Below are 21,772 nucleotides of genomic sequence, written 5' to 3'. Positions count from 1 at the left end.
AAAAGCCTCTGCCAACGCAGATCCTTATTCTTTTTCAGCAGCAGGAGCGAACGACGAAGCGCGCGCCACCGGTTACCGTGATGTACTTCACCGGTAAAACAGCAGCGCCAGGCGGAGAGGTTTTACCGGTGAACCGAGTGAGTGTCTAAAGCAGTCGGGTCGGGGTCCATATGGGGTATAACCTCCGGTAAAGGGAAAAACAGAGCGGCAGGAGCGGCCGTTCATCGCAATGTCACAATCCCGTTTTGCCTCAAGATCCGCGTGGGAAAATGAGCTATGCTGACGGGCATTGTTTTACAGGCCGTTATGTTACGCCTGTCCACTTCAACGAAAAGTAAACCATGCAAAACCGGCTGACCATCAAGGACATCGCACGCCTGAGCGGCGTAGGCAAATCCACCGTCTCACGCGTGCTGAACAATGAAGGCAGCGTGAGCCCGCAAACCCGCGAACGGGTGGAAGCGGTGATCCGTCAGCAAGGGTTTACCCCCTCCAAGTCGGCGCGCGCCATGCGCGGCCAGAGCGACAAGGTGGTAGGCATCATCGTTTCCCGTCTCGATTCACCGTCGGAAAACCAGGCGGTGCGCACCATGCTGCCGCTGCTGTATCAGCAGGGCTTCGACCCGATCGTGATGGAGAGCCAGTTCGAAACCCGCCTGGTGCAGGAGCACCTGCACGTGCTGCGCCAGCGCAACGTCGACGGGGTGATCCTGTTCGGCTTCACCGGCCTGACCGCGGCGATGCTCAAACCGTGGCAGGAAAAAATGGTGGTGATGGTGCGCGAATACGACGGCTTCTCGTCCGTCTGCTACGACGACGCCGGCGCGGTGAACCTGCTGATGGATCGCCTGTACCGGCAAGGGCACCGGCATATCGGCTATCTGGGGGTGCAGCTCAGCGACGCCACCACCGGCCAGCGCCGCTATCAGGCCTACCTCGACGCCTGTGAACGCCTCAAGCTCACGCCGCGCGCCACGCTGGGCGAGCTGAGCTACCAGAGCGGTTTCCAGCACGCCGCCGAGGTGATCGACTCGCACACCAGCGCGCTGATCTGCGCCTCCGACAGCATCGCCCTGGGGGCGATCAAATACCTGCAGCAGCAGCCGGCGCGCGCCATTCAGGTATGCGCCATCGGCAACACCCCGCTGCTCAGCTTCCTGTTCCCCGATACCCTGTCGGTCGAGTTCGGCTACGGCAGCGCCGGCCTGCTGGCGGCGCAGCAGCTGCTGGCGCAGCTCAGCGGCGAACAGGGGATCCGCCGCCTGGTGGTGCCCAGCAAACTTTCCTGATTAAAAAGCGACCATTTTTTGTCATTTTGTGATCCTCACCCCAAACCGGGAACGTTCCCATTCCATTAAAAAAGCCGAGTGACTAAGCTTTGATCATTACTCAGTCAACACCTCTGCAGGTATCCCATAATGAGCAAAGTAAAACAGCAGGATATTGACCGCCTGATTGTTTTGGTCGGCGGCCGCGAGAATATCGCCACCGTCAGCCATTGCATTACCCGGTTGCGTTTCGTCCTCAATGACCCCAGCAAGGCCAGCCCCAAAGAAATCGAAGAGCTGCCGATGGTCAAAGGTTGCTTCACCAACGCCGGGCAGTTCCAGGTGGTGATCGGCACCGACGTCGGCGACTACTATCAGGCGCTGATCGCCAGCACCGGCGTCAACGAGGCCGACAAAGAACAGGCCAAGGTGGCCGCGCGCCAGAACATGACCTGGACCGAGCGCACCATCTCCCACTTCGCCGAGATCTTCTTCCCGCTGCTGCCGGCGCTGATCAGCGGCGGTCTGATCCTCGGCTTCCGCAACGTGATCGGCGACATCCCGATGTCCGGCGGCCAAACGCTGGCGCAGATGCACCCGGCGTGGAAAACCGTTTACGACTTCCTGTGGCTGCTGGGTGAAGCGATCTTCATGTTCCTGCCGGTGGCCATCTGCTGGTCGACGGTGAAAAAGATGGGCGGCACGCCGGTGCTCGGCATCGTGCTGGACGTCACCCTGGTGTCGCCGCAGTTGATGAACTCCTACCTGCTCGGCCAGCAAACGCCGGAAGTGTGGAACTTCGGCTGGTTCGTGATCCAGAAAGTCGGCTATCAGGCGCAGGTGATCCCGTCGATCCTGGCGGGCATGGCGCTGGGCTGGATCGAAACCCGGCTGAAAAAGATCGTCCCCGACTATCTCTATCTGGTGGTGGTGCCGGTGGTTTCGCTGCTGCTGGCGGTGTTCCTGGCGCACGCGCTGATCGGGCCGTTCGGCCGCATGATCGGCGACGGCGTCGCCTGGGCGGTGAAAGCGGTGATGACCGGCAGCTTCGCCCCGGTGGGCGCCGCGCTGTTCGGCTTCCTGTATGCGCCGCTGGTGATCACCGGCGTGCACCAGACCACGCTGGCCATCGACATGCAGATGATCCAGAGCATGGGCGGCACCCCGGTATGGCCGCTGATTGCGCTGTCCAACATCGCGCAGGCCTCGGCGGTGCTCGGCATCATCATCATCAGCCGCAAGGCCAACGAGCGTGAAATTTCGGTGCCGGCGGCGATCTCCGCCTACCTCGGCGTGACCGAACCGGCGATGTACGGCATCAACCTCAAATACCGCTTCCCGATGCTGTGCGCGATGATCGGCTCCGCGATCGCAGGCCTTATCTGCGGCCTGGACGGCGTGATGGCCAACGGCATCGGCGTCGGCGGCCTGCCGGGCATCCTGTCTATCAAGCCGCAGTTCTGGCTGATTTACTCGCTGGCGATTCTGGTGGCGATCGTCATCCCGCTGGTGCTGACCATCATGGTCTACAAGCGCAAGGCCGCCCGCGGCGAGCTGCCGGTTTAATTGACGCAAAATACGCAACATGAATGTAGGGGCTGGAAATACCCTATAGCTTTCGAGCTGTAGCTAGGCGGCAAGGGTGCAAATCCCCAGGAGCTTACTCAAGTAAGTGACTGGGGTGCAGCGCCAGCAGCCAACAACGCTGCAGTTTGAAAGATGAAGGGTACAGGCCCGTTGTCACGATTCAAAGGTATTGAACTATGAGCAACCCAACCCCCTGGTGGCAGAACGGCGTCATCTACCAAATTTATCCGAAGAGTTTTCAGGACAGCACCGGCAACGGCTACGGCGATTTGGCCGGCGTGACCCGGCGGCTGGACTATCTGCAGGAGCTGGGCGTCGACGCCATCTGGCTGACGCCGGTCTACGTGTCGCCGCAGGTGGACAACGGCTATGACGTGGCGGACTACTGCGCCATCGATCCGGCTTACGGCACCATGGCGGACTTCGAGCAGCTGGTCGCCGCCGCCCACCGGCGCGGCATCCGCATCGTGATGGACATGGTGTTCAACCACACCTCGACCGAGCATCCATGGTTCAAGGCCGCGCAGGATCGCCACAGCCCTTATCGCCAGTTTTACGTCTGGCGCGACGGCGAGGGGGATACGCCGCCGAACAACTGGCGCTCCAAATTCGGCGGCAACGCCTGGCAGTGGCACGCCGAAAGCGGCCAGTACTATCTGCACCTGTTTGCCGTCGAGCAGGCGGATCTCAACTGGGAACACCCGCCGGTGCGCGAAGAGCTGAAGAAAGTGTGTCAGTTCTGGGCGGACAAAGGCGTCGACGGCCTGCGCCTCGACGTGATCAACCTGGTGTCCAAACAGCAGGACTTCCCGTCCGACAGCCAGGGCGACGGCCGCCGCTTCTACACCGACGGCCCGCGCATTCACGAGTTCCTGCAGGAGATGAGCCGCGATGTGTTTCAGCCGCGCGGCCTGATGACGGTGGGCGAGATGTCTTCCACCACGCTTGAGCATTGCCAGCAGTACGCGGCGCAGAGCGGCGAAGAGCTGTCGATGACCTTCAACTTCCACCACCTGAAGGTAGACTACGCCGGCGGCGAAAAATGGACGCGGGCGGCGCCGGATTACGTGGAGTTAAAGCAGATCTTCCGCCACTGGCAGCAAGGGATGCATAACCGCGCCTGGAACGCACTGTTCTGGTGTAACCACGATCAGCCGCGCATCGTGTCGCGCTTCGGCGATGAAGGCGCACTGCGGATGCCGGCCGCCAAAATGCTGGCGATGGTGCTGCACGGCATGCAGGGCACGCCTTATATCTACCAGGGTGAAGAGATCGGCATGACCAACCCCGGCTTCCGCGCCATCGAGCAGTACCGCGACGTGGAAAGCCTGAACATGTACGCCGAACTGAGCGCCCAGGGCCGCAGCGACGCCGAACTGCTGGCGATCCTGGCGGACAAATCGCGCGACAACGGCCGCACGCCGATGCAGTGGAGCGCCGCGCCGCACGCCGGTTTCACCACCGGCACGCCGTGGATCGGCTGCGCCGAGAACTACCCGCAGATCAACGCCGACGCGGCGCTGGCCGATCTCGACTCGGTGTTTTACGCCTACCGCCAGCTGATCATCCTGCGCAAGCAGTATCCGCTGCTAACCCACGGCGACTATCAGGATCTGGCGCCGGATCACCCGGCGCTGTGGTGCTATCAGCGCAGCTGGAACGGCCAGCGCCTGCTGGTGGTGGCCAACCTGAGCCGCGAACCGCTGGCCTGGGCGGCGGAGGGCGTGGAAGCCTCCGCGCAGTGGCGCCCGCTGATGAGCAACTACAGCGACTCGGCGGATCAGCCGCAGGCGCTGACGCTGCGGCCGTTCGAAGCGGTGTGGTGGCTGCTCGAAGACTGACCCCGCAGGGCGCGGCGAGCGCTGCGCCCTACAATGTCCCCATCAGCGTCACCACCCCGGCGGCGGCTTGCGCCAACTGCTCATCGCTCATGTCGCTCACGCCCTGCACCAGGTGCGGCGGCAGATAATCCATGCCGGTCAGGTTAGCCAGCGCGTGGAACGGCAGCAGCAGATCCTGCACCGGATAGCGGTTGTAGCCTGCCGGCGTGTAGGCCTGCGCGTTGCCGCCGGTGCTCACCACCAGCTGCAGCGGCTTGCCGTGCAGTTTGGTGCCCTCGCTGCCATAGGCGAAACCATAGGTTAATACCGCGTCCTGCCATTCGCGCAGGATCGCCGGCGAGCTGTACCAGAAAAACGGGAACATCATCACCACCGCATCGTGGCTTTCCAGCAGCTCCTGTTCGCGCGCCACGTCGATGCGGTAATCCGGGTAAGCGCGGATCAGCTCGTGCACGGTCACGTTAGGCAGCGGGCGCACGGCCTCGATCAGCGCCTGGTTGATGCGCGACTCGTCGGGGGTGCGGTGGGCGGTTAACACTAAAATGCGTGACATAAAGGATTCCTTGAACGTAAAGAAGATGAGGCATTTTTCCATTTCTGCCGCTTCGGGTGTAGGCTGTTCAAGGTCACTTCAATTTCAACCGAAAGTATCAACCACTATGTCGCTGCCCTTTGACGTGCACCGCCTGCTGCCGGCCTTCCTCGCCGCCGCGCAGGCGCAAAATTTCTCCGCCGCTGCCCGCCAGCTGGGCGTCACGCCGGCGGCGGTCAGCAAAAATATCCGCGCGCTGGAAGAGAAGCTGGCGCTGCGGCTGTTTCAGCGCAACACCCATAACGTGCTGCTGACCGACGAGGGCAAAGCGCTGCTGGCGCAGGTGGCGCCGCTGTGGCAGGCGTTGGCGGCGACGCTGGAAAGCGCCGGTGGCGAACGGCAGACGCCGGCCGGGGTGGTGCGCGTCACGATGATCCCCGGCTTCGGCCGCCAGATGCTGATGCCGTTGATCCCGCAATTTCTGGCGTGCTACCCGCAGATCGATCTCGATCTGTCGCTGGATGCCCGGGTGGTGAATCTGGTGGGCGAAGGCTTCGACGTCGGCATCGGCAGCCGGGTCGATCCCGACAGCCGGCTGGTGGCGCGCCCACTCTACCCGATGCACATGGCGCTGGCGGCGTCGCCCGACTATCTGGCGCGGCGCGGTGAACCGCAAACGCCGCACGACCTGCTGCGGCACGACTGCCTGCGGCACCGCAACCCCAGCAACGGCCGCCACGTCAAATGGCAGCTGCGCCATCAGGGCGAAACGCTGGCGCTGGATCTGAACGGCCGATTGGTGGTGAGCCGCCCGGAAATGTTGCTGGATGCGGCGCTGGCCGGGCTGGGCATCGTCAACCTGGCGCGCTGGTACCTCGAAAAGCACTTCGAGCAGGGCACGCTGCGGCCGGTGCTGGCGGAGTGCTGGCCGCGCCCGGTGCAGCTGTGGCTCTATTACGCCTCGGCGGATCTGCCGCCGCGGGTGCGCGTCTGGGTTGATTTTCTGCTGGCGCATTTTCGCGATCGGCCAGTGAGCGATTGACGACTGTTCAGCTTGCGCACGCTCTTCCGATTTCCTTGTTCTACATCAAAAGAATCTCGCCAATATCTATATATAGTGCATTAAGAATTGCGAACACCTATATATAGTAGTTATCCACAAAATCATCCACACGCCGCCACAGCCCTTGCGCGCTGCGGCTTTGCCCTGTGGATAAGCGAAATTTGACGGTTGCTCGCCACGCCAGGCGGGTATGAACGCTCCCTCGGGGAACAAGGAGTACAACGTGAAACCAGTAGTGATTAAGCGGGACGGTTGCCAGGTACCTTTTGACGAAGCGCGCATCGCGCAGGCCATCGAGCGCGCCGCGCTGGCGGTGGGCGTGGTCGACGCCGACTACTGCGCCACCGTCGCCCGCGTGGTCGCTCAGCGCATGGAGCAGCAGCCCCGCGTCGATATCCACGAGATCCAGCAGGCGGTGGAAAACCAGCTGATGGCCGGCGAGTACAAACAGCTGGCGCGCGCCTATATCGAATACCGCCACGATCGCGACGTGGCGCGCGAGCTGCGCGGCCGCCTGAACCAGGAAATTCGCGGCCTGGTCGAGCAGAGCAACCGCGCGCTGCTGAACGAAAACGCCAACAAGGACAGCAAGGTGATCCCCACCCAGCGCGACCTGCTGGCGGGCATCGTCGCCAAACATTACGCCAAGCAGCACATCCTGCCGCGCGACGTGGTGCTGGCCCATGAACGCGGCGAAATTCACTATCACGATCTCGACTACTCGCCGTTCTTCCCGATGTTCAACTGCATGCTGATCGATCTGAAAGGCATGCTGACCAACGGCTTCAAGATGGGCAACGCCGAGATTGAGCCGCCGAAGTCGATCTCCACCGCCACCGCCGTGACCGCGCAGATCATCGCCCAGGTCGCCAGCCATATTTATGGCGGCACCACCATCAACCGCATCGATGAAATTCTGGCGCCTTTCGTCGACGAGAGCTTCCGCAAACACCTGCAGGTGGCGGAGGAATGGCAGATCCCGGACGCCAAAGGCTATGCCATGGCGCGCACCGAGAAAGAGTGTTACGACGCCTTCCAGTCGCTGGAGTACGAGGTCAACACCCTGCACACCGCCAACGGCCAGACGCCGTTCGTCACCTTCGGCTTCGGCCTCGGCACCAGCTGGGAGTCGCGCCTGATCCAGCGTTCAATCCTGAAAAACCGCATCGCCGGGCTGGGCAAAAACCGCAAGACCGCCGTGTTCCCCAAACTGGTGTTCGCCATCCGCGACGGCCTCAACCACCAGTACGGCGATCCGAACTACGACATCAAGCAGCTGGCGCTGGAGTGCGCCAGCAAGCGCATGTACCCGGACATTCTTAACTACGATCAGGTGGTGAAGGTGACCGGCTCGTTCAAAACACCGATGGGCTGCCGCAGCTTCCTCGGCACCTACGAGCAGGACGGCGAACTGGTGCACGACGGCCGCAACAACATCGGCGTCATCAGCCTCAACCTGCCGCGCATCGCGCTGGAGGCAATGGGCGATGAGTCGCGCTTCTGGGCGCTGCTGGATCAACGCCTGCAGCTGGCGAAAAAGGCCCTGATGACGCGTATCGCCCGGCTGGAAGGCATCAAGGCGCGGGTGGCGCCAATCCTGTACATGGAAGGCGCCTGCGGCGTGCGGCTCAAGGCCGACGACAACATCGCCGATATCTTCAAGAACGGCCGCGCCTCGATTTCGCTGGGCTACATCGGCCTGCACGAGACCATCAACGCGCTGTTCGGCGGCGAAAACCACGTGTATGACGACGAAGCGCTGCGCGCCAAAGCGGTGGCGATCGTCGCGCGCCTGCGCGCCGCCGTCGACGCCTGGAAAGACGAGACCGGCTACGGCTTCAGCCTCTACAGCACGCCGAGCGAAAACCTGTGCGATCGCTTCTGCCGGCTGGACACCGCCGATTTCGGCGTAGTGCCGGGCGTCACCGACAAGGGCTATTACACCAACAGCTTCCACCTCGACGTGGAGAAGAAAGTTAACCCGTATGACAAGCTTGACTTCGAAGCGCCCTACCCGCCGTTGGCCAGCGGCGGCTTCATCTGCTACGGCGAGTACCCGAACCTGCAGCACAACCTGAAGGCGCTGGAAGACGTGTGGGACTACAGCTACAGCCGGGTGCCTTACTACGGCACCAACACGCCGATCGACGAGTGCTACGAGTGCGGCTTCACCGGTGAATTCTCTTGCACCAGCAAAGGCTTCACCTGCCCGAAATGCGGCAACCACGACTCGGCCAAAGTCTCGGTCACCCGCCGGGTGTGCGGCTATCTCGGCAGCCCCGATGCCCGGCCGTTCAACGCCGGCAAGCAGGAAGAGGTGAAACGCCGGGTGAAACACCTCGGCAACGGGCAGCTCGGCTGAAAAGCCGTCGCGCAACCAAAGTATCAGCCTGTTCATCAGGCGTGATTGTCGCCGCCAGTTTGCCTTCGGCCAGCGCACACAAACCGCAGCGTACACGCAGTACGTGAGGATTGGGAGCACTGCCCGGAGGCCAAATGGCCAGTAAAATAGCCTGATGGGCAGGCCTCACATGAATTATCACCAGTACTACCCGATTGACGTCGTCAACGGCCCCGGCACCCGCTGCACGCTGTTTGTCGCCGGCTGCGTGCACCAGTGCCCCGGCTGCTACAACAAGAGCACCTGGCGACTCAACTCCGGCCAGCCGTTTACCCCGGCGCTGGAAGACCGCATCATCACCGATCTGAACGATTCGCGCGTGCCGCGCCAGGGGCTGTCGCTCTCCGGCGGCGATCCGCTGCACCCGGCCAACGTCCCGAGCATCTTGCAGTTGGTGAAACGGGTGCGCGCCGAGTGCCCCGGCAAGGATATCTGGCTGTGGACCGGCTACCGGCTGGCGGAGCTGGACGCGCAGCAAATGCAGGTGGTGGACAAGATCAACGTGCTGATCGACGGCAAGTTCGTGCAGGATTTGAAAGACCCGGCGCTGATCTGGCGCGGCAGCAGCAACCAGGTGGTGCATAGGTTGCGATGAGCTGATAGCGCGTGTCTCGACGTGTGTTAATCCAAAGTCGGCATGACACGGCTACGGCACAGAGCTAAACCTGATCTGATAGGCCGCTTTGCGCCAATTGACCAAAGGTCGTTAAAATTGTTGGCAGGATTTTAAGCGCATGCAGGGCGTAAATTTTTAACAAGCGAGCAGTTAACTTCCACCATCCAAACCATTCCTCACCGGCTTCTGTTGCTGATATAGTGCAAGTCAAGTTATGACGAGGAATATTCTATGTCTTTAACTGCCCTAATGGCTTTTGCCCTGATTATGTCTGCCGGGATCGTCACTCCCGGTCCGACCGTTCTGCTTGCTCTCAATAATGCGGCCCGCTTTGGTATCAGACGGGCATCATGGGGAATTATTGGCGCAGCAGCAGCGGATATCCTTCTCGTGGCACTGGTCGGTTTGGGACTTGGCGTTGTTCTGGCTGCTTCGGAAACGCTTTTTGTCACCCTGAAGTGGGTCGGTGCAGCGTGGCTTGCTTATATCGGTTTGCGTATGCTGCTTTCTTCAAATACTTCTTTGCCTGGTAGTATGGAGGAAATGGCTCCGGCACGTCGTTCGCTTTTTCTCAAAAGCTTCTTTGTCGCCATGAGCAATCCTAAATATTACATCTTCATGACCGCATTACTCCCTCAGTTCGTCAGTACAACGCAACCCGCCTTACCACAGTATGCCAGCCTGGCGACAGTGATAGTTTTAATCGATGTGGCGGTGATGTTGGGCTATGCGGTTTTGGGTAAGAAATCCGTCAGCCTCTGGAAAGCCAGTGGCATTAAATGGATGAACCGTATCAGCGGATCGTTTCTGTTAATCCTCGCGGGTTCGTTAGCTTTGTATCGTAAAAGCAGCACATAATTCCCTCCAGATGAAAGCCGCCACCAGGCGGCTTTTTTCCGTCCTATGTCCGCTTTTCGCTCAAAGTTGCCCGCCTGTTCTATCTCTAGAACCTGCCAACCCAGTTCTAAACTCCCCCCTCACCGATAGCGTCCCCGGCTCTTCGCTTTGAATAAAGCCATTCGTTTTTCTACCTCCGAATGGCTGAGATAAACCGCGGTGCCATTTCTTAAGCGTTCAAGGGCGGCATCTACCCTTTCACGCAACGCTTGCCCCAGCAACATCGCCTCTACGTCCATTTCAAGTTTATTCCGCTGTTCCATTTCCATCTCCTCCTTAAGACAGCATCGGGCCACTCAGCAACAGCGGTAAGTTACAACAACCCCATCCCCACCACGCCGGTCAGTACGCCGCACAGCGCCACCAGCGCCGCCGTCAGGCACAGCGCTCGGGCGGAGAAGGCTTTGTTGAGCATCAGCAGCGAAGGCAGGCTGACCGCCGGCAGGGTCATCAGCAGCGCCAGCGCCGGGCCGGCGCCCATGCCCGCCAGCATCATGGTCTGCACGATCGGGATTTCCGCCGCGGTGGGGATAACGAACAGGCAGCCGACGATCGCCAGGCCGATGATCCACAGCAGGCTATTGTCGACGGCGCCGTCGGCGTGCGGGAACAGCCAGACCCGCGCCGCGCCCAGCGCCAGCACCGCCAGCACGTAGATCGGAATGGTCGACCAAAACAGCGCCCACAGCGCTTTGCCCCAGCGGGCAAGGAACGGCCGCTCGTCATTCTGCGCCGTCATCACCGGCGGCTGAGGCGCGGCGGGCTGCGGGTCGTTGGCGGTCACGCGCTGCACCAGCCAGGCGATGCCCAGCACCATCACCACGCCCGCCACCAGGCGGATAGCGGCGAACGACCAACCGAGCACAAACCCCATGAATACCAGCGTCGCCGGGTTCAATACCGGGTTGGCGAGCCAAAAGGCCAGCGCGGCGCCGCTGGATACCGACTGGCGGCGCATGCCGGCGGCAACCGGTGCGGCGCAGCAGGTGCACATCATGCCCGGCAGCGCGATCAGCGCCCCCAGCACGGTGCCGGAAAAACGCCGGTGGCCGAGCGTGCGCGCCAGCCAGTCGCGCGGGATCAGCACCTGCACCAGCGAACCTAACAGCACCCCGAGCAGCGCGGCCTTCCACACCGCGGTGAAGTAGACCAGCGCGTACTGCCAGGCCGCCAGCCAGGGGCTCGCGGCGCCGTCAGCCAGGATCGATTTGCCGATCGAGTGACTGTCCGCCGCCACGAATGCCTTGCCGTAGTAAGGCTGCCATTTGACGTAGTAGAGGCCGACGGCCACCACCAGCAGAAACAGGATCGGTTTCCACAGCGGCCAGGCGCGTGGGGCGTGTTCAGGGGCGTTCAGAGGTTGCGGCATGGTAGCGGCCAGAGTCAGTCAACAGAGGCGCCAGCATAGCGCGCCGCCGCCGCCCGTGCACGTCCGGGCTGTCCTAAATAGTTCATCTGTTCGCCACCGACGCGTAACGCGATTGTCATCTGCGCCCGGCACCATGATGCCAACTTGAAAACCACAGGGTAGACGCCCGATGAAACGCACCGCTTCCGCCTTCATCGCACAGCCATCGGTATGACGAGGTTTTTATTATGATGGAGTTATCTAGACATCCTACCACTTACCCCACCCGCTATCAGCAGATCGCCGCACAGCTGGAACAGGAGCTGCGCACGCAGTACCGCTGCGGCGACTACCTGCCTTCGGAACAGCAGCTGGCCGAGCGTTACCAGGTCAATCGCCACACGCTGCGCCGCGCGGTAGATCAGCTGGTGGAGCGCGGCTGGCTGCAGCGCCGCCACGGCGTCGGCATTCTGGTGCTGATGCGGCCTTACGACTACCCGCTGCACGCCAATACCCGCTTCAGCCAGAACCTGTTCGAGCAGGGCAGCCATCCCACCAGTGAGCGCTTACTCGCTGTCTTGCGCCCGTGCAATGGGCATGTTGCCAGCGCACTCTCGCGTGAAGAAGGCGAAATGGTGATCCACCTGCGCACCCTGCGCCGGGTCAACGGTGTGCCGATGAGCGTGATCGACCACTATCTGCCCGATCTGGACTGGTGGCCGGCGCTGCAGCAGTTCCACAGCGGTTCGCTGCACCAGTTTATCGAACAGCACCTCCAGCAGCCGCTGACCCGCCGCCAGACGCGCATCAGCGCGCGCCGCGCGCAGGCCAAAGAGAGCCGGCTGCTGGAGATCGCCACCCACGCGCCGCTGCTGTGCGTGCGCACCCTTAACGTCCGCAGCGGCGGCGAAGACGTGGCGGAATACTCCGTCAGCCTGGCCCGCGCCGACATGATTGAACTGACGATGGAGCACTGAATGCAAGCCTTAGAGTCGAGACAACGCTGGATGTCGGTGCTGGCGCACAGCCGGCCCGAGCAGCTGCGCAGCCACTGGCAGGCGCTGAACCTCAGCCCGGGTTACCGCAGCATCCGCGCGCCGGAGATCGGCCTGGCCCAGCTGCAGGGGCGCATGGGCGCCACCGGCCGCCGCTTCGTGCTGGGGGACATGACGGTCACCCGCGCGGTGGTGCAGTTGGACAACGGCGGCTACGGCTACAGCTATATCGCCGGGCGCGACAAGGCGCACGCCGAGCTGTGCGCGCTGGCCGATGCGCTGCTGCAACAGCCGGAACACGGCGAACGCCTGCAACAACAGCTGATCGCGCCGCTGGCCGCGCTGCAGCACGAGCAGCGCCAGCTGCGCGCCCGGGCGATCGCCGCCAGCCGGGTGGACTTCTTTACGCTGGTGCGAGGGGATTAAGCCATGAGTTTATTGACCGGTTTTGAACAACCGATAGACCAATCGCAGCACGCTTTCCGTTTGATTCTTAAAGCCTTGAGCGAACCGGGCCACCGGGTGACGCTGCCAAACGGCCCAGCCTGGGCGCCGCTGAACGCCGCCAGCACCGCCGCGCTGCTGACGCTGGCCGATCAGGAAACGCCGCTGCAGCTGTGCGCGGCGCTAAAAAGTGAGCAAGTGCTAACAAACATTCGTTTTCACAGCGGCGCGCCGCTGGCCGCCACGGCGCAGGAGGTCTGTTTTGCCCTGTTCGATGAGCAGCTGCAGGCCGCCGACCTGCAGTCGTTGCCGCACGGCACGGAAATCTCGCCGGAGTTCGGCGCCACGGTCATCGTGCAGCTCGCCGAGCTGGAGAACGGCGCCGCGCTGCGCCTGACCGGCCCCGGCATCGAGAGCCAACGCCTGATTGCGCCGCACCTGCCGCCGGCGCTGCTGGATTACCTGGTCAACCGCCCACAGCGCTTCCCGCTGGGGCTGGATATTTTACTGACCTGCGGCGATCGCCTGCTGGCGATCCCGCGGACCACCCGCGTGGAGGTGTGCTGATGTACGTAGCGGTAAAAGGGGGCGAAAAAGCCATTGAGGCGGCCCATCAGCTGCAGGAACAGCTGCGGCGCGGCGACGACGCGCTGCCGGCGATCGGCGCGGAACAAATCGAACAGCAGCTGGGGCTGGCGGTGGATCGGGTGATGACCGAAGGCGGCATCTACGATCGCGAGCTGGCGGCGCTGGCCATCAAACAGGCCAGCGGCGATCTGGTGGAGGCGATCTTCCTGCTGCGCGCCTACCGCACCACCCTGCCGCGCCTGGCGGTCAGCGAGCCGCTGGCCAGCGAAAACATGCGGCTGGAGCGGCGCATCTCGGCGGTTTACAAGGACTTGCCCGGCGGGCAGGTGCTGGGGCCGACCTACGACTACACCCACCGGCTGCTGGACTTCGCGCTGCTGGCGGAAGGCGAGGCGCCGCGTGCGCCGCAGGCCGACGAACCGCTGCCGGACAACTGCAGCCACGTGTTCGATCTGTTGTGTCGCCAACAGCTGGCGCGGGAGGAACAGGACGACGGCAGTACGCCGGACGACATCACCCGCAATCCGCCGGTTTACCCCTGCTCACGCTCGGCGCGCCTGCAGCAGCTGGTGCGCGGCGACGAAGGTTTTCTGCTGGCGCTCGGCTACGCCACCCAGCGCGGCTACGGCCGCAACCACCCGTTCGCCGGCGAGATCCGCACCGGCCACGTTTCGGTGGAGATCGTGCCTGAAGAGCTCGGTTTCGCCATCGACATCGGCGAAATCCTGCTGACCGAGTGCGAAATGGTCAACGGCTTCGTCGATCCAAAGGACCACCCGCCGCACTTCACCCGCGGCTACGGGCTGGTGTTCGGCCGCGCCGAACGCAAGGCGATGGCGATGGCGCTGGTGGACCGCGCATTGCAAAGCCCCGACTACGGCGAAGGCGTCGCCGGCCCGGCGCAGGACGAAGAGTTCGTGCTGGCCCACGCCGACAACGTCGAGGCCGCCGGCTTCGTCTCCCATCTCAAGCTGCCGCACTACGTCGACTTCCAAGCCGAACTGGAGCTGCTCAAGCGGCTGCGACAGGAATACAGCGAGCGTCAGGAGGCCCGCGATGAGTGAAGTATTGACCGGCTATAACCTCGGTTATCTGGACGAGCAGACCAAGCGCATGATCCGCCGCGCCATCCTCAAGGCGGTGGCGATCCCCGGCTATCAGGTGCCGTTCGGCGGCCGCGAGATGCCGATGCCCTACGGCTGGGGCACCGGCGGCATTCAGCTCACCGCCAGCGTCATCGGCCGCGCCGACGTGCTGAAGGTGATCGACCAGGGCGCCGACGACACCACCAACGCGGTGTCGATCCGCCGCTTCTTCCAGCGCGTCGCCGGGGTAGAAACCACCGAACGCACGCCGGAGGCCACGCTGATCCAGACCCGTCACCGCATTCCGGAAACGGCGCTGCGCGAAGACCAGATCCTGATCTATCAGGTGCCGATCCCGGAGCCGCTGCGCTTTATCGAACCGCGCGAAACCGAGACCCGCAAGATGCACGCGCTGGAGGAGTACGGCGTGATGCAGGTGAAGCTGTATGAAGACATCGCGCGCTACGGCCATATCGCCACCACCTACGCCTACCCGGTGAAGGTCAACGATCGCTACGTGATGGATCCTTCGCCGATCCCGAAATTCGACAACCCGAAAATGCATCTGATGCCGGCGCTGCAGCTGTTCGGCGCCGGGCGCGAGAAACGCATCTACGCCCTGCCGCCGTTCACCAAGGTGGAGAGCCTGGACTTCGACGACCACCCGTTCAGCGTGCAGCAGTGGGACGAACCCTGCGCGCTGTGCGGCTCGCGCCACAGCTATCTGGACGAGGTGGTGCTCGACGACCGGGGCAACCGCATGTTCGTCTGTTCGGACACCGACTACTGCCGGCAGCAGCTGGCGCAATCTTCGCAAGAGGCGCAGCACTGATGACTTCCACCCCTTTGAGCACCACTCCGCTGCTGTCGGTGAACCGGCTCACCCACCTGTACGCCCCCGGCAAGGGCTTCAGCGACGTGTCGTTCGACATCTACCCCGGCGAAGTGCTGGGCATCGTCGGCGAATCCGGCTCCGGCAAAACCACACTGCTGAAGTCGATCTCGGCGCGGCTGGCGCCGCAGCGCGGGCAGATCCTTTACCGCCCGCAGGCGGGCCAGGAACAGGATCTGTACGCCATGGCGGAGAGCGATCGCCGCCGCCTGCTGCGCACCGACTGGGGCGTGGTGCACCAGCACCCGCTCGACGGGCTGCGACCGCAGGTCTCCGCCGGCGGCAACATCGGCGAGCGGCTGATGGCCATCGGCCAGCGCCACTATGGCGACATTCGCCGCCAGGCCGGCCAGTGGCTGGAAGACGTCGAAATCCCGCTGTCGCGCCTCGACGATCTGCCGACCACCTTCTCCGGCGGCATGCAGCAGCGGCTGCAGATCGCCCGCAATCTGGTCACCCACCCCAAGCTGGTGTTTATGGATGAGCCGACCGGCGGGCTGGACGTGTCGGTGCAGGCGCGCCTGCTCGATCTGCTGCGCAACCTGGTGGTGGAGATGCAGCTGGCGGCGGTGATCGTCACCCACGATCTCGGCGTGGCGCGGCTGCTGGCCCACCGCCTGCTGGTGATGAAACAGGGCGAAGTGGTGGAGAGCGGCCTGACCGACCGGGTGCTGGACGATCCGCACCATCCCTACACCCAGCTGCTGGTTTCTTCGGTGCTGTCGTAACCCAAGGCGATAACAGATGACTATGCAAATCCGAGTTGAACATCTCAGTAAAACCTTTGTGCTGCACCAGCAGTACGGCACCCGCCTGCCGGTGCTGCACGACGCCAACCTGACGGTCCACGGCGGCGAATGCGTGGTGCTGCACGGCCACTCCGGCAGCGGCAAATCCACCCTGCTGCGCTCGCTGTACGCCAATTACCTGCCGGACAGCGGCCATATCTGGATCAACCACCAGGGCGACTGGCTGGACATGGTCAGCGCCGACGCGCGCCAAATTCTGGCGGTGCGCCGCCATACGCTGGGCTGGGTCAGCCAGTTCCTGCGGGTGATCCCGCGCATCAGCGCGCTGGAGGTGGTGATGCAGCCGTTGCTGGAACAGGGCGTCGAGCGCGCCGAGTGCCGCGAACGCGCCGAAGCGCTGCTCGCTGCGCTCAACGTGCCGCAGCGCCTGTGGCCGCTGGCGCCGTCCACCTTCTCCGGCGGCGAGCAGCAGCGGGTGAACATCGCGCGCGGCTTTATCGTCGATTACCCCATTCTGTTGCTGGACGAACCGACCGCCTCGCTCGACAGCCGCAACAGCGCGGCGGTGGTGCAGCTTATCGAACGCGCCAAGGCGCGCGGCGCAGCGATCGTCGGCATTTTCCACGATGAAGGCGTCCGCCGACAGGTCGCCGACCGGCTTTATGACATGCAGGCGCCGCAGGCGCTGGAGGCCCTCTGATGATCGTCAATAACGTTAAGCTGGTGCTGGATGACCAGGTGGTGCAAGGCTCGCTGGAGATGCAGGACGGCGTGATCCGCAGCTTCGCCGACGGCCCGAGCCGGCTGCCGCAGGCGCTGGACGGCGACGGCGGCTGGCTGCTGCCGGGGCTGATCGAACTGCATACCGACAACCTGGACAAGTTCTTCACCCCGCGCCCGAACGTCGACTGGCCGGCCCATTCGGCGATGAGCAGCCACGACGCGCTGATGGTGGCCAACGGCATCACCACGGTATTGGACGCGGTGGCGATCGGCGACGTGCGCGATGGCGGCCACCGGCTGGAAAACCTGCAGAAGATGATCGACGCGGTGATCCACAGCCAGCGCGCCGGGGTCAACCGCGCCGAGCACCGTCTGCACCTGCGCTGCGAGCTGCCGCACGAGAGCACGCTGCCGCTGTTCGAACAGCTGATGGACAAGCCGGGCGTGTCGCTGGTGTCGCTGATGGACCACTCGCCGGGCCAGCGCCAGTTCGCCTCGCGCGAAAAATACCGCGAATATTATCAGGGCAAATACCACCTCAACGACCAGCAGATGAGCGAGTACGAGGAACAGCAGGTCGCCCTGTCCGCCCGCTGGGCCGCGCCGAACCGCGAGGCGATCGCCGCCCACTGCCGCGCGCGCCGCATCTCGCTGGCCAGCCATGACGACGCCACCGCCGCACACGTGGCCGAATCCTGCGCGCTGGGCAGCGCCATTGCCGAGTTCCCCACCACCGAGGCGGCCGCCCGCGCCTCGCACCAGCAGGGCCTGCAGGTGCTGATGGGCGCGCCGAACATCGTGCGCGGCGGTTCCCACTCCGGCAACGTGGCGGCGCACCATCTGGCGGCGCTGGGGGTGCTGGATATCCTCTCTTCCGATTATTACCCGGCCAGCCTGCTGGACGCGGCGTTTCGCCTCGCGGCGGACGAACGCAACGCCTACGATCTGCCCCAGGCGGTGCGCATGATCACCCGCAACCCGGCGCGGGCGCTGGATCTGCAGGATCGCGGCACCCTCGCCGAAGGGCTGCGAGCGGATCTGGTGCTGGCGCGGCCGCACGGTGAGCACGTTTACGTGCAGAACGTGTGGCGCCAGGGCAGGCAGGTGTTCTGATGGCGCGGCTCATCTATCTGATGGGGCCTTCCGGCGCAGGCAAGGACAGCCTGCTGGCCGCGCTGCGGGCCGACGCCGACCGCGCGCCGCTGGTGGCGCACCGTTACATCACCCGGCCGGCGGACGCCGGCTGCGAGAATCATATCGCGCTGAGCGAACCGGAATTTCTGCGCCGCCGCGCCAAGGGGCTGTTCGCGCTCGACTGGCAGGCGCACCAGCAGCGCTATGCGTTTGGGATCGAAGTGGATCTTTGGCTGCTGCAGGGGATCGACGTGGCGGTCAACGGTTCGCGCGCCCACCTGCCGCAGGCGCAGCAGCGCTATGGTGCGCAGCTGCTGCCGGTGTGCCTGCAGGTCAGCACCGGGATCCTGCGCCGGCGCCTGCAGGATCGCGGGCGAGAAAGCGCCGAACAGATCGAGCAGCGGCTGGCGCGGGCGGCGGAATATCAGCAGAGTCTGCCCGCCGGCTGCCGGCTGCTGCACAACGATGGCCCACTCGATGACACCCTGGCAGCGCTGCTGGCGCTGCTGCCTACCGCCACCCGACAAGCTCAGGACGCGACGCCATGAACGACTTTGCCCAGCCGAAAATCGGCGACAACGTGACCCTTAACCGCACCCGGCTCGGCCAGTATGTGCATCTGGCCGACGATGCGATCCTGGAAGAGGTGGAGATGGGGGACTACTCCTACACCGCCGGGCACAACCAGATCTTTTACGCCACCATCGGCAAGTTCGTCTCCATCGCCTCCTATGCGCGCATCAATCCCGGCAACCACCCAACCTACCAGCGCATCGCGCAGCACCACTTCACCTACCGCGCTTCCGAATACGGGCTGGGGGAAGACGACGCGGCGTTCTTCGACTGGCGGCGCGAGCACCACGTCACCGTTGGCCACGACGTGTGGATCGGCCATAACGCCATCCTGATGCCGGGCGTCAGCGTCGGCAACGGCGCGGTGATCGGCAGCGCGGCGGTGGTCACCAAGGACGTGGAGCCTTACAGCATCGTCGCCGGCGTGGCGGCCAAGAAGATCGGCATGCGCTTTGACGACGCGCTGATAGAACGCATCGAACGCAGCCAGTGGTGGCACTGGGATCACGCCACGCTGCAGGCGCGGCTGGCGGATTTTCGCGACATCAACCGCTTTGCCCAGAAGTACCTTTAACGGAGGGGAGCGATGCAACTGACCTTTCTCGGCACCGGCGGCGCGCAGCAGGTGCCGGTGTTCGGCTGCGACTGCCCTATCTGCCAACGGGCGCGACGCGAGCCGGCATTTCGGCGGCGAGCGTGCAGCGCCATGCTTAACTATCAGGGGGAAACGACCTTATTGGATGCGGGATTGCCGGCTTTGGAGCGGCGATTTTCGGCGGGGCAAATTCAACGTTTTTTACTGACACATTACCACATGGATCACGTTCAGGGGTTATTTCCTTTGCGTTGGGGGTGCGGAAATTCCATTCCGGTGTATGGCCCGCCGGATGAACAGGGCTGCGACGATCTGTTCAAACACCCCGGCATTCTGGCGTTTCAGCCGCCGCTGGCGCCCTTTGCCACCGTCGAGCTGGGCGGCATGCGCATCACCCCGCTGCCGCTGCAACACTCCAAGCTGACCCACGGTTATCTGATCCAGGCGGCGGGCGCTGCGCTGGCCTACCTGACCGACACCGTCGGCCTGCCGCCGGCCACCGCCGACTATCTGCAGAACGTGGCGCTGGATCTGCTGGTGCTCGATTGCAGCCTGCCGCCACAGCCGCAGGCGCCGCGCAACCACAACGACCTGACCCGCGCGCAGGAGACGCAGCGGTTGCTGCAGCCCAAACGCACGCTGCTGACGCACATCAGCCATCATCTCGATCTGTGGCTGCTGGACAACGAACTGCCCGCCGGGCTGGAGCTGGCGTTCGATCATCTCAGCGTCAGCCTCGGTAGCAGTGCAGCCGATCCGACTCCAGTACCCTGACCCCTTCGCCCGGCGTAAACGCCTGCTGCAGCAGCGTTTGCGCCACGTCTTTGGCGGAGACGGCACGCCATTTGCCGGGCAGCAGCCTGAACAGCGGCAGCGTGAGGCGCTCCATCAGGCGCGGCGCAGGGCGATCCCCCACCAGCATGGAAGGCCGCACCAGCGTCAAGCGCGGCCAGTGCTGTTCGCGCAGCGCCTGCTCCATCTCGCCTTTGGTGCGGTTATACAGGAAGGTGGAATCCGCGTTGGCGCCCAACGCGCTTACCACCAGACAGTGCTGCGCCCCCAACCGGCGGCCGGTCAGCGCGCTCTCCACCACCAGTTGATAATCGACGTAGCGGAAGGCATCGGCGCTGCCCGCCGCCCGGCGGGTGGTGCCCAGGCAGCAGAACACCAGATCGACCGGCTGCTGCAGGCTACTCAGCAGCTCGAACAGCGCATCGCCGACCGGGTTGGTCAGCTTGCCGTGCGGCGGCAGCGGCGTGCGCGTCGGCGCCACGATGGCCGTTATCTGCGGATCGCTTTGCAACAACTGCAGCAACTCGCGCCCCACCAGCCCGGTTGCGCCGACTAACAGTGCTCGCGCCATGCAATCTCCCGTTGTAATCAATACGTCGACTTAAAGTATAGACCGCGACCAGTGCAGCTTCTTGCCGAAGCCGAGGGTGTTGTCGGTCATCTTCACCTCGTGCAGATCCAGCCGCCAAACCGCGGCCTTCATCGCCCTGGCGATCGGGAAGCGCTTGCAGTAACGCGCGCGCGCCGCCTCGGCTTCTTCGCCGCTCAGCAGCACCGCCTCGGCGCGATACTGCACGCCGCGGATCAGCGCGATGCTTTTCGGCTTCGGCGCGATGGTGCCAACCACCCAGCCGTTGTTCAGCATCAGCCCACCGTGGCGGGTGTGCGGTTCGGTCATCAGCCACAGCGCCATCGCCGCGGCGTCGAACACGTAAAAACAGTTGGCGCACCACATGTCGAGACCGTCGCCGGCGCACAGCGTCAAGACATGTTGTTTGCCGATGAAATCCGCAATCTGCTGCCGTTGTTCTGGGGTATTCAAGGTTACTCGCCTCCCTGTTCACTCACTTCATCTTACCCTGCGTTGTTGAGGCGAGTCACAAATAACGATAATCATCAAAAACCAAAAATGAATATAAAAACACAATAAATGCATTTTTATTAATTTAAGCCCAAAGCAGATTTATAACATAAAAAATACAAGACAGATTTATTTGATCGTTATGCAACCGGTTAATCGAGCGATTTTATTGTTCCCATCCTGAAGGTACGTAAATTTAGTGCCCCCGTCCGGAGTCGATTATCAATTCGTTTACATGCCCGCTAGCTCGCCTGAACGCTGTTTATGCAACTTATTGCATAACAGGTGAATAGTTATTTATAAATACCGGCATTTATGTGACTCCCATCACGATTTTTAGCCCACCTTGCGTTAAAATAGCGCCATCTTTTCACTCAGCAAGGTGGATTAGAAAATGGAAAACAATAACCGCAAAATGGCGCATATCAGGCGCACAACCCATATTATGATGATGGCTCATCGCAGCTGCTTTAGCTTCGCATTCTTCAACTACAGATAACCCTCCCCCCTCGCTCTTACGCCGTTAATAAGAGTGTCATTGCGTTTTTATTTATTCTCCGCACGCCGG

24 protein-coding genes are annotated in these 21,772 nt (G+C 63.1%); 19 read left to right on the top strand and 5 right to left on the bottom strand.

Annotated features, from left to right (window positions below):
* Window positions 1-341: 341 nt before the first annotated feature.
* The 3 genes from treR to treC all read left to right on the top strand — a co-directional run bounded on the left by treR (window position 342) and on the right by treC (window position 4,696).
* The gene (treR, locus tag ACUTSC_RS14780) at window positions 342-1,289 is read left to right on the top strand and encodes a trehalose operon repressor TreR (protein WP_049198762.1); all 948 of its coding nucleotides are present in this window, start codon (window positions 342-344) and stop codon (window positions 1,287-1,289) included.
* Window positions 1,290-1,418: 129 nt separating this feature from the next.
* Entirely contained in the window at window positions 1,419-2,834 is a 1,416-nt protein-coding gene (treB, locus tag ACUTSC_RS14775; protein ID WP_445653417.1) for a PTS trehalose transporter subunit IIBC, read from the top strand.
* Window positions 2,835-3,031: 197 nt separating this feature from the next.
* Entirely contained in the window at window positions 3,032-4,696 is a 1,665-nt protein-coding gene (treC, locus tag ACUTSC_RS14770) for an alpha,alpha-phosphotrehalase (protein WP_197767083.1), read from the top strand.
* A 28-nt stretch (window positions 4,697-4,724) separates the two neighbouring features.
* On the opposite strand, the gene ACUTSC_RS14765 is transcribed toward treC, so the two are convergent.
* Window positions 4,725-5,249, bottom strand: a complete 525-nt coding sequence (locus ACUTSC_RS14765) for an NAD(P)H-dependent oxidoreductase (RefSeq protein ID WP_197767084.1) — start codon at window positions 5,247-5,249, stop codon at window positions 4,725-4,727.
* A gap of 106 nt (window positions 5,250-5,355) precedes the next feature.
* Here ACUTSC_RS14765 and ACUTSC_RS14760 point away from each other — a divergent pair, with 106 nt between their 5' ends.
* The 4 genes from ACUTSC_RS14760 to ACUTSC_RS14745 all read left to right on the top strand — a co-directional run bounded on the left by ACUTSC_RS14760 (window position 5,356) and on the right by ACUTSC_RS14745 (window position 10,166).
* Window positions 5,356-6,270: a LysR family transcriptional regulator gene (locus tag ACUTSC_RS14760; protein WP_445653416.1), complete on the top strand. Its 915-nt coding sequence runs from the start codon at window positions 5,356-5,358 to the stop codon at window positions 6,268-6,270.
* A 244-nt stretch (window positions 6,271-6,514) separates the two neighbouring features.
* The gene (gene nrdD, locus ACUTSC_RS14755) at window positions 6,515-8,653 is read left to right on the top strand and encodes an anaerobic ribonucleoside-triphosphate reductase (protein ID WP_004933403.1); all 2,139 of its coding nucleotides are present in this window, start codon (window positions 6,515-6,517) and stop codon (window positions 8,651-8,653) included.
* 169 nt (window positions 8,654-8,822) lie between these two features.
* Complete coding sequence (nrdG, locus tag ACUTSC_RS14750) at window positions 8,823-9,287, top strand: anaerobic ribonucleoside-triphosphate reductase-activating protein (protein ID WP_197767086.1); 465 nt, start codon at window positions 8,823-8,825, stop codon at window positions 9,285-9,287.
* A gap of 252 nt (window positions 9,288-9,539) precedes the next feature.
* Window positions 9,540-10,166, top strand: a complete 627-nt coding sequence (locus tag ACUTSC_RS14745; protein ID WP_197767087.1) for a LysE family transporter — start codon at window positions 9,540-9,542, stop codon at window positions 10,164-10,166.
* Window positions 10,167-10,285: 119 nt separating this feature from the next.
* Here the strand turns inward: ACUTSC_RS14745 and ACUTSC_RS14740 are convergent, their stop codons facing one another.
* Together ACUTSC_RS14740 and ACUTSC_RS14735 are read right to left on the bottom strand one after the other, a co-directional pair.
* Complete coding sequence (locus ACUTSC_RS14740; protein ID WP_443006767.1) at window positions 10,286-10,474, bottom strand: hypothetical protein; 189 nt, start codon at window positions 10,472-10,474, stop codon at window positions 10,286-10,288.
* A gap of 44 nt (window positions 10,475-10,518) precedes the next feature.
* Window positions 10,519-11,574, bottom strand: coding sequence for a permease (locus tag ACUTSC_RS14735; protein ID WP_197767088.1), 1,056 nt, complete (start codon window positions 11,572-11,574; stop codon window positions 10,519-10,521).
* 227 nt (window positions 11,575-11,801) lie between these two features.
* On the opposite strand from ACUTSC_RS14735, the gene phnF reads away from it, so the two are divergent.
* The 11 genes from phnF to phnP are packed head-to-tail and all read left to right on the top strand — an operon-like array spanning window position 11,802 to window position 20,105.
* Entirely contained in the window at window positions 11,802-12,530 is a 729-nt protein-coding gene (phnF, locus tag ACUTSC_RS14730) for a phosphonate metabolism transcriptional regulator PhnF (protein WP_015376439.1), read from the top strand.
* Window positions 12,531-12,974, top strand: a complete 444-nt coding sequence (phnG, locus tag ACUTSC_RS14725) for a phosphonate C-P lyase system protein PhnG (protein WP_019453314.1) — start codon at window positions 12,531-12,533, stop codon at window positions 12,972-12,974.
* A gap of 3 nt (window positions 12,975-12,977) precedes the next feature.
* A complete protein-coding gene (gene phnH / locus ACUTSC_RS14720) occupies window positions 12,978-13,559 on the top strand; it encodes a phosphonate C-P lyase system protein PhnH (protein ID WP_197767089.1) in 582 nt (193 codons plus the stop codon).
* Entirely contained in the window at window positions 13,559-14,644 is a 1,086-nt protein-coding gene (locus tag ACUTSC_RS14715) for a carbon-phosphorus lyase complex subunit PhnI (protein WP_041037630.1), read from the top strand. The genes phnH and ACUTSC_RS14715 overlap by 1 nt, the downstream gene beginning before the upstream one ends.
* Window positions 14,637-15,497: an alpha-D-ribose 1-methylphosphonate 5-phosphate C-P-lyase PhnJ gene (locus ACUTSC_RS14710; RefSeq protein WP_445653415.1), complete on the top strand. Its 861-nt coding sequence runs from the start codon at window positions 14,637-14,639 to the stop codon at window positions 15,495-15,497. Before ACUTSC_RS14715 ends, ACUTSC_RS14710 begins: the two co-directional genes overlap by 8 nt.
* A complete protein-coding gene (gene phnK, locus ACUTSC_RS14705; RefSeq protein WP_038879071.1) occupies window positions 15,497-16,285 on the top strand; it encodes a phosphonate C-P lyase system protein PhnK in 789 nt (262 codons plus the stop codon). The genes ACUTSC_RS14710 and phnK overlap by 1 nt, the downstream gene beginning before the upstream one ends.
* A gap of 16 nt (window positions 16,286-16,301) precedes the next feature.
* The gene (gene phnL / locus ACUTSC_RS14700) at window positions 16,302-17,006 is read left to right on the top strand and encodes a phosphonate C-P lyase system protein PhnL (protein ID WP_019453319.1); all 705 of its coding nucleotides are present in this window, start codon (window positions 16,302-16,304) and stop codon (window positions 17,004-17,006) included.
* Window positions 17,006-18,142, top strand: coding sequence for an alpha-D-ribose 1-methylphosphonate 5-triphosphate diphosphatase (gene phnM, locus ACUTSC_RS14695; RefSeq protein WP_015376433.1), 1,137 nt, complete (start codon window positions 17,006-17,008; stop codon window positions 18,140-18,142). The genes phnL and phnM overlap by 1 nt, the downstream gene beginning before the upstream one ends.
* Window positions 18,142-18,711: a ribose 1,5-bisphosphokinase gene (phnN, locus tag ACUTSC_RS14690; protein WP_164134810.1), complete on the top strand. Its 570-nt coding sequence runs from the start codon at window positions 18,142-18,144 to the stop codon at window positions 18,709-18,711. The genes phnM and phnN overlap by 1 nt, the downstream gene beginning before the upstream one ends.
* Window positions 18,708-19,310, top strand: coding sequence for a DapH/DapD/GlmU-related protein (locus ACUTSC_RS14685; RefSeq protein ID WP_015376431.1), 603 nt, complete (start codon window positions 18,708-18,710; stop codon window positions 19,308-19,310). The genes phnN and ACUTSC_RS14685 overlap by 4 nt, the downstream gene beginning before the upstream one ends.
* 12 nt (window positions 19,311-19,322) lie before the next feature.
* Window positions 19,323-20,105: a phosphonate metabolism protein PhnP gene (gene phnP, locus ACUTSC_RS14680; RefSeq protein WP_445653414.1), complete on the top strand. Its 783-nt coding sequence runs from the start codon at window positions 19,323-19,325 to the stop codon at window positions 20,103-20,105.
* On the opposite strand, the gene ACUTSC_RS14675 is transcribed toward phnP, so the two are convergent.
* Window positions 20,062-20,694 (bottom strand): NAD(P)H-binding protein, encoded by a 633-nt coding sequence (locus ACUTSC_RS14675; RefSeq protein WP_033652768.1) that lies wholly within the window; start codon window positions 20,692-20,694, stop codon window positions 20,062-20,064. The genes phnP and ACUTSC_RS14675 overlap by 44 nt on opposite strands.
* Before the next feature lie 30 nt (window positions 20,695-20,724).
* Entirely contained in the window at window positions 20,725-21,165 is a 441-nt protein-coding gene (locus tag ACUTSC_RS14670) for a YhbP family protein (protein WP_197767091.1), read from the bottom strand.
* A 433-nt stretch (window positions 21,166-21,598) separates the two neighbouring features.
* On the opposite strand from ACUTSC_RS14670, the gene speFL reads away from it, so the two are divergent.
* On the top strand, window positions 21,599-21,703 hold the full coding sequence (gene speFL, locus ACUTSC_RS14665) for a leader peptide SpeFL (protein WP_004933443.1): 105 nt from the start codon (window positions 21,599-21,601) through the stop codon (window positions 21,701-21,703).
* The last annotated feature ends 69 nt before the right edge of the window (window positions 21,704-21,772 follow it).

Source organism: Serratia sp. TSA_105.2, from assembly GCF_052692115.1.
This window is presented reverse-complemented; position numbering and strand designations above follow the sequence as displayed.

Excerpts from the sequence above, each read along its gene's own strand:
- treR (WP_049198762.1), top strand. The coding sequence starts at position 342 with ATGCAAAACCGGCTGACCATCAAGGACATCGCACGCCTGAGCGGCGTA.
- treB (WP_445653417.1), top strand. The coding sequence starts at position 1,419 with ATGAGCAAAGTAAAACAGCAGGATATTGACCGCCTGATTGTTTTGGTC.
- treC (WP_197767083.1), top strand. The coding sequence starts at position 3,032 with ATGAGCAACCCAACCCCCTGGTGGCAGAACGGCGTCATCTACCAAATT.
- ACUTSC_RS14765 (WP_197767084.1), bottom strand. The coding sequence starts at position 5,249 with ATGTCACGCATTTTAGTGTTAACCGCCCACCGCACCCCCGACGAGTCG.
- ACUTSC_RS14760 (WP_445653416.1), top strand. The coding sequence starts at position 5,356 with ATGTCGCTGCCCTTTGACGTGCACCGCCTGCTGCCGGCCTTCCTCGCC.
- nrdG (WP_197767086.1), top strand. The coding sequence starts at position 8,823 with ATGAATTATCACCAGTACTACCCGATTGACGTCGTCAACGGCCCCGGC.
- ACUTSC_RS14745 (WP_197767087.1), top strand. The coding sequence starts at position 9,540 with ATGTCTTTAACTGCCCTAATGGCTTTTGCCCTGATTATGTCTGCCGGG.
- ACUTSC_RS14740 (WP_443006767.1), bottom strand. The coding sequence starts at position 10,474 with ATGGAAATGGAACAGCGGAATAAACTTGAAATGGACGTAGAGGCGATG.
- ACUTSC_RS14735 (WP_197767088.1), bottom strand. The coding sequence starts at position 11,574 with ATGCCGCAACCTCTGAACGCCCCTGAACACGCCCCACGCGCCTGGCCG.
- phnF (WP_015376439.1), top strand. The coding sequence starts at position 11,802 with ATGATGGAGTTATCTAGACATCCTACCACTTACCCCACCCGCTATCAG.
- phnG (WP_019453314.1), top strand. The coding sequence starts at position 12,531 with ATGCAAGCCTTAGAGTCGAGACAACGCTGGATGTCGGTGCTGGCGCAC.
- phnH (WP_197767089.1), top strand. The coding sequence starts at position 12,978 with ATGAGTTTATTGACCGGTTTTGAACAACCGATAGACCAATCGCAGCAC.
- ACUTSC_RS14715 (WP_041037630.1), top strand. The coding sequence starts at position 13,559 with ATGTACGTAGCGGTAAAAGGGGGCGAAAAAGCCATTGAGGCGGCCCAT.
- ACUTSC_RS14710 (WP_445653415.1), top strand. The coding sequence starts at position 14,637 with ATGAGTGAAGTATTGACCGGCTATAACCTCGGTTATCTGGACGAGCAG.
- phnK (WP_038879071.1), top strand. The coding sequence starts at position 15,497 with ATGACTTCCACCCCTTTGAGCACCACTCCGCTGCTGTCGGTGAACCGG.
- phnL (WP_019453319.1), top strand. The coding sequence starts at position 16,302 with ATGACTATGCAAATCCGAGTTGAACATCTCAGTAAAACCTTTGTGCTG.
- phnM (WP_015376433.1), top strand. The coding sequence starts at position 17,006 with ATGATCGTCAATAACGTTAAGCTGGTGCTGGATGACCAGGTGGTGCAA.
- phnN (WP_164134810.1), top strand. The coding sequence starts at position 18,142 with ATGGCGCGGCTCATCTATCTGATGGGGCCTTCCGGCGCAGGCAAGGAC.
- ACUTSC_RS14685 (WP_015376431.1), top strand. The coding sequence starts at position 18,708 with ATGAACGACTTTGCCCAGCCGAAAATCGGCGACAACGTGACCCTTAAC.
- phnP (WP_445653414.1), top strand. The coding sequence starts at position 19,323 with ATGCAACTGACCTTTCTCGGCACCGGCGGCGCGCAGCAGGTGCCGGTG.
- ACUTSC_RS14675 (WP_033652768.1), bottom strand. The coding sequence starts at position 20,694 with ATGGCGCGAGCACTGTTAGTCGGCGCAACCGGGCTGGTGGGGCGCGAG.
- speFL (WP_004933443.1), top strand. The coding sequence starts at position 21,599 with ATGGAAAACAATAACCGCAAAATGGCGCATATCAGGCGCACAACCCAT.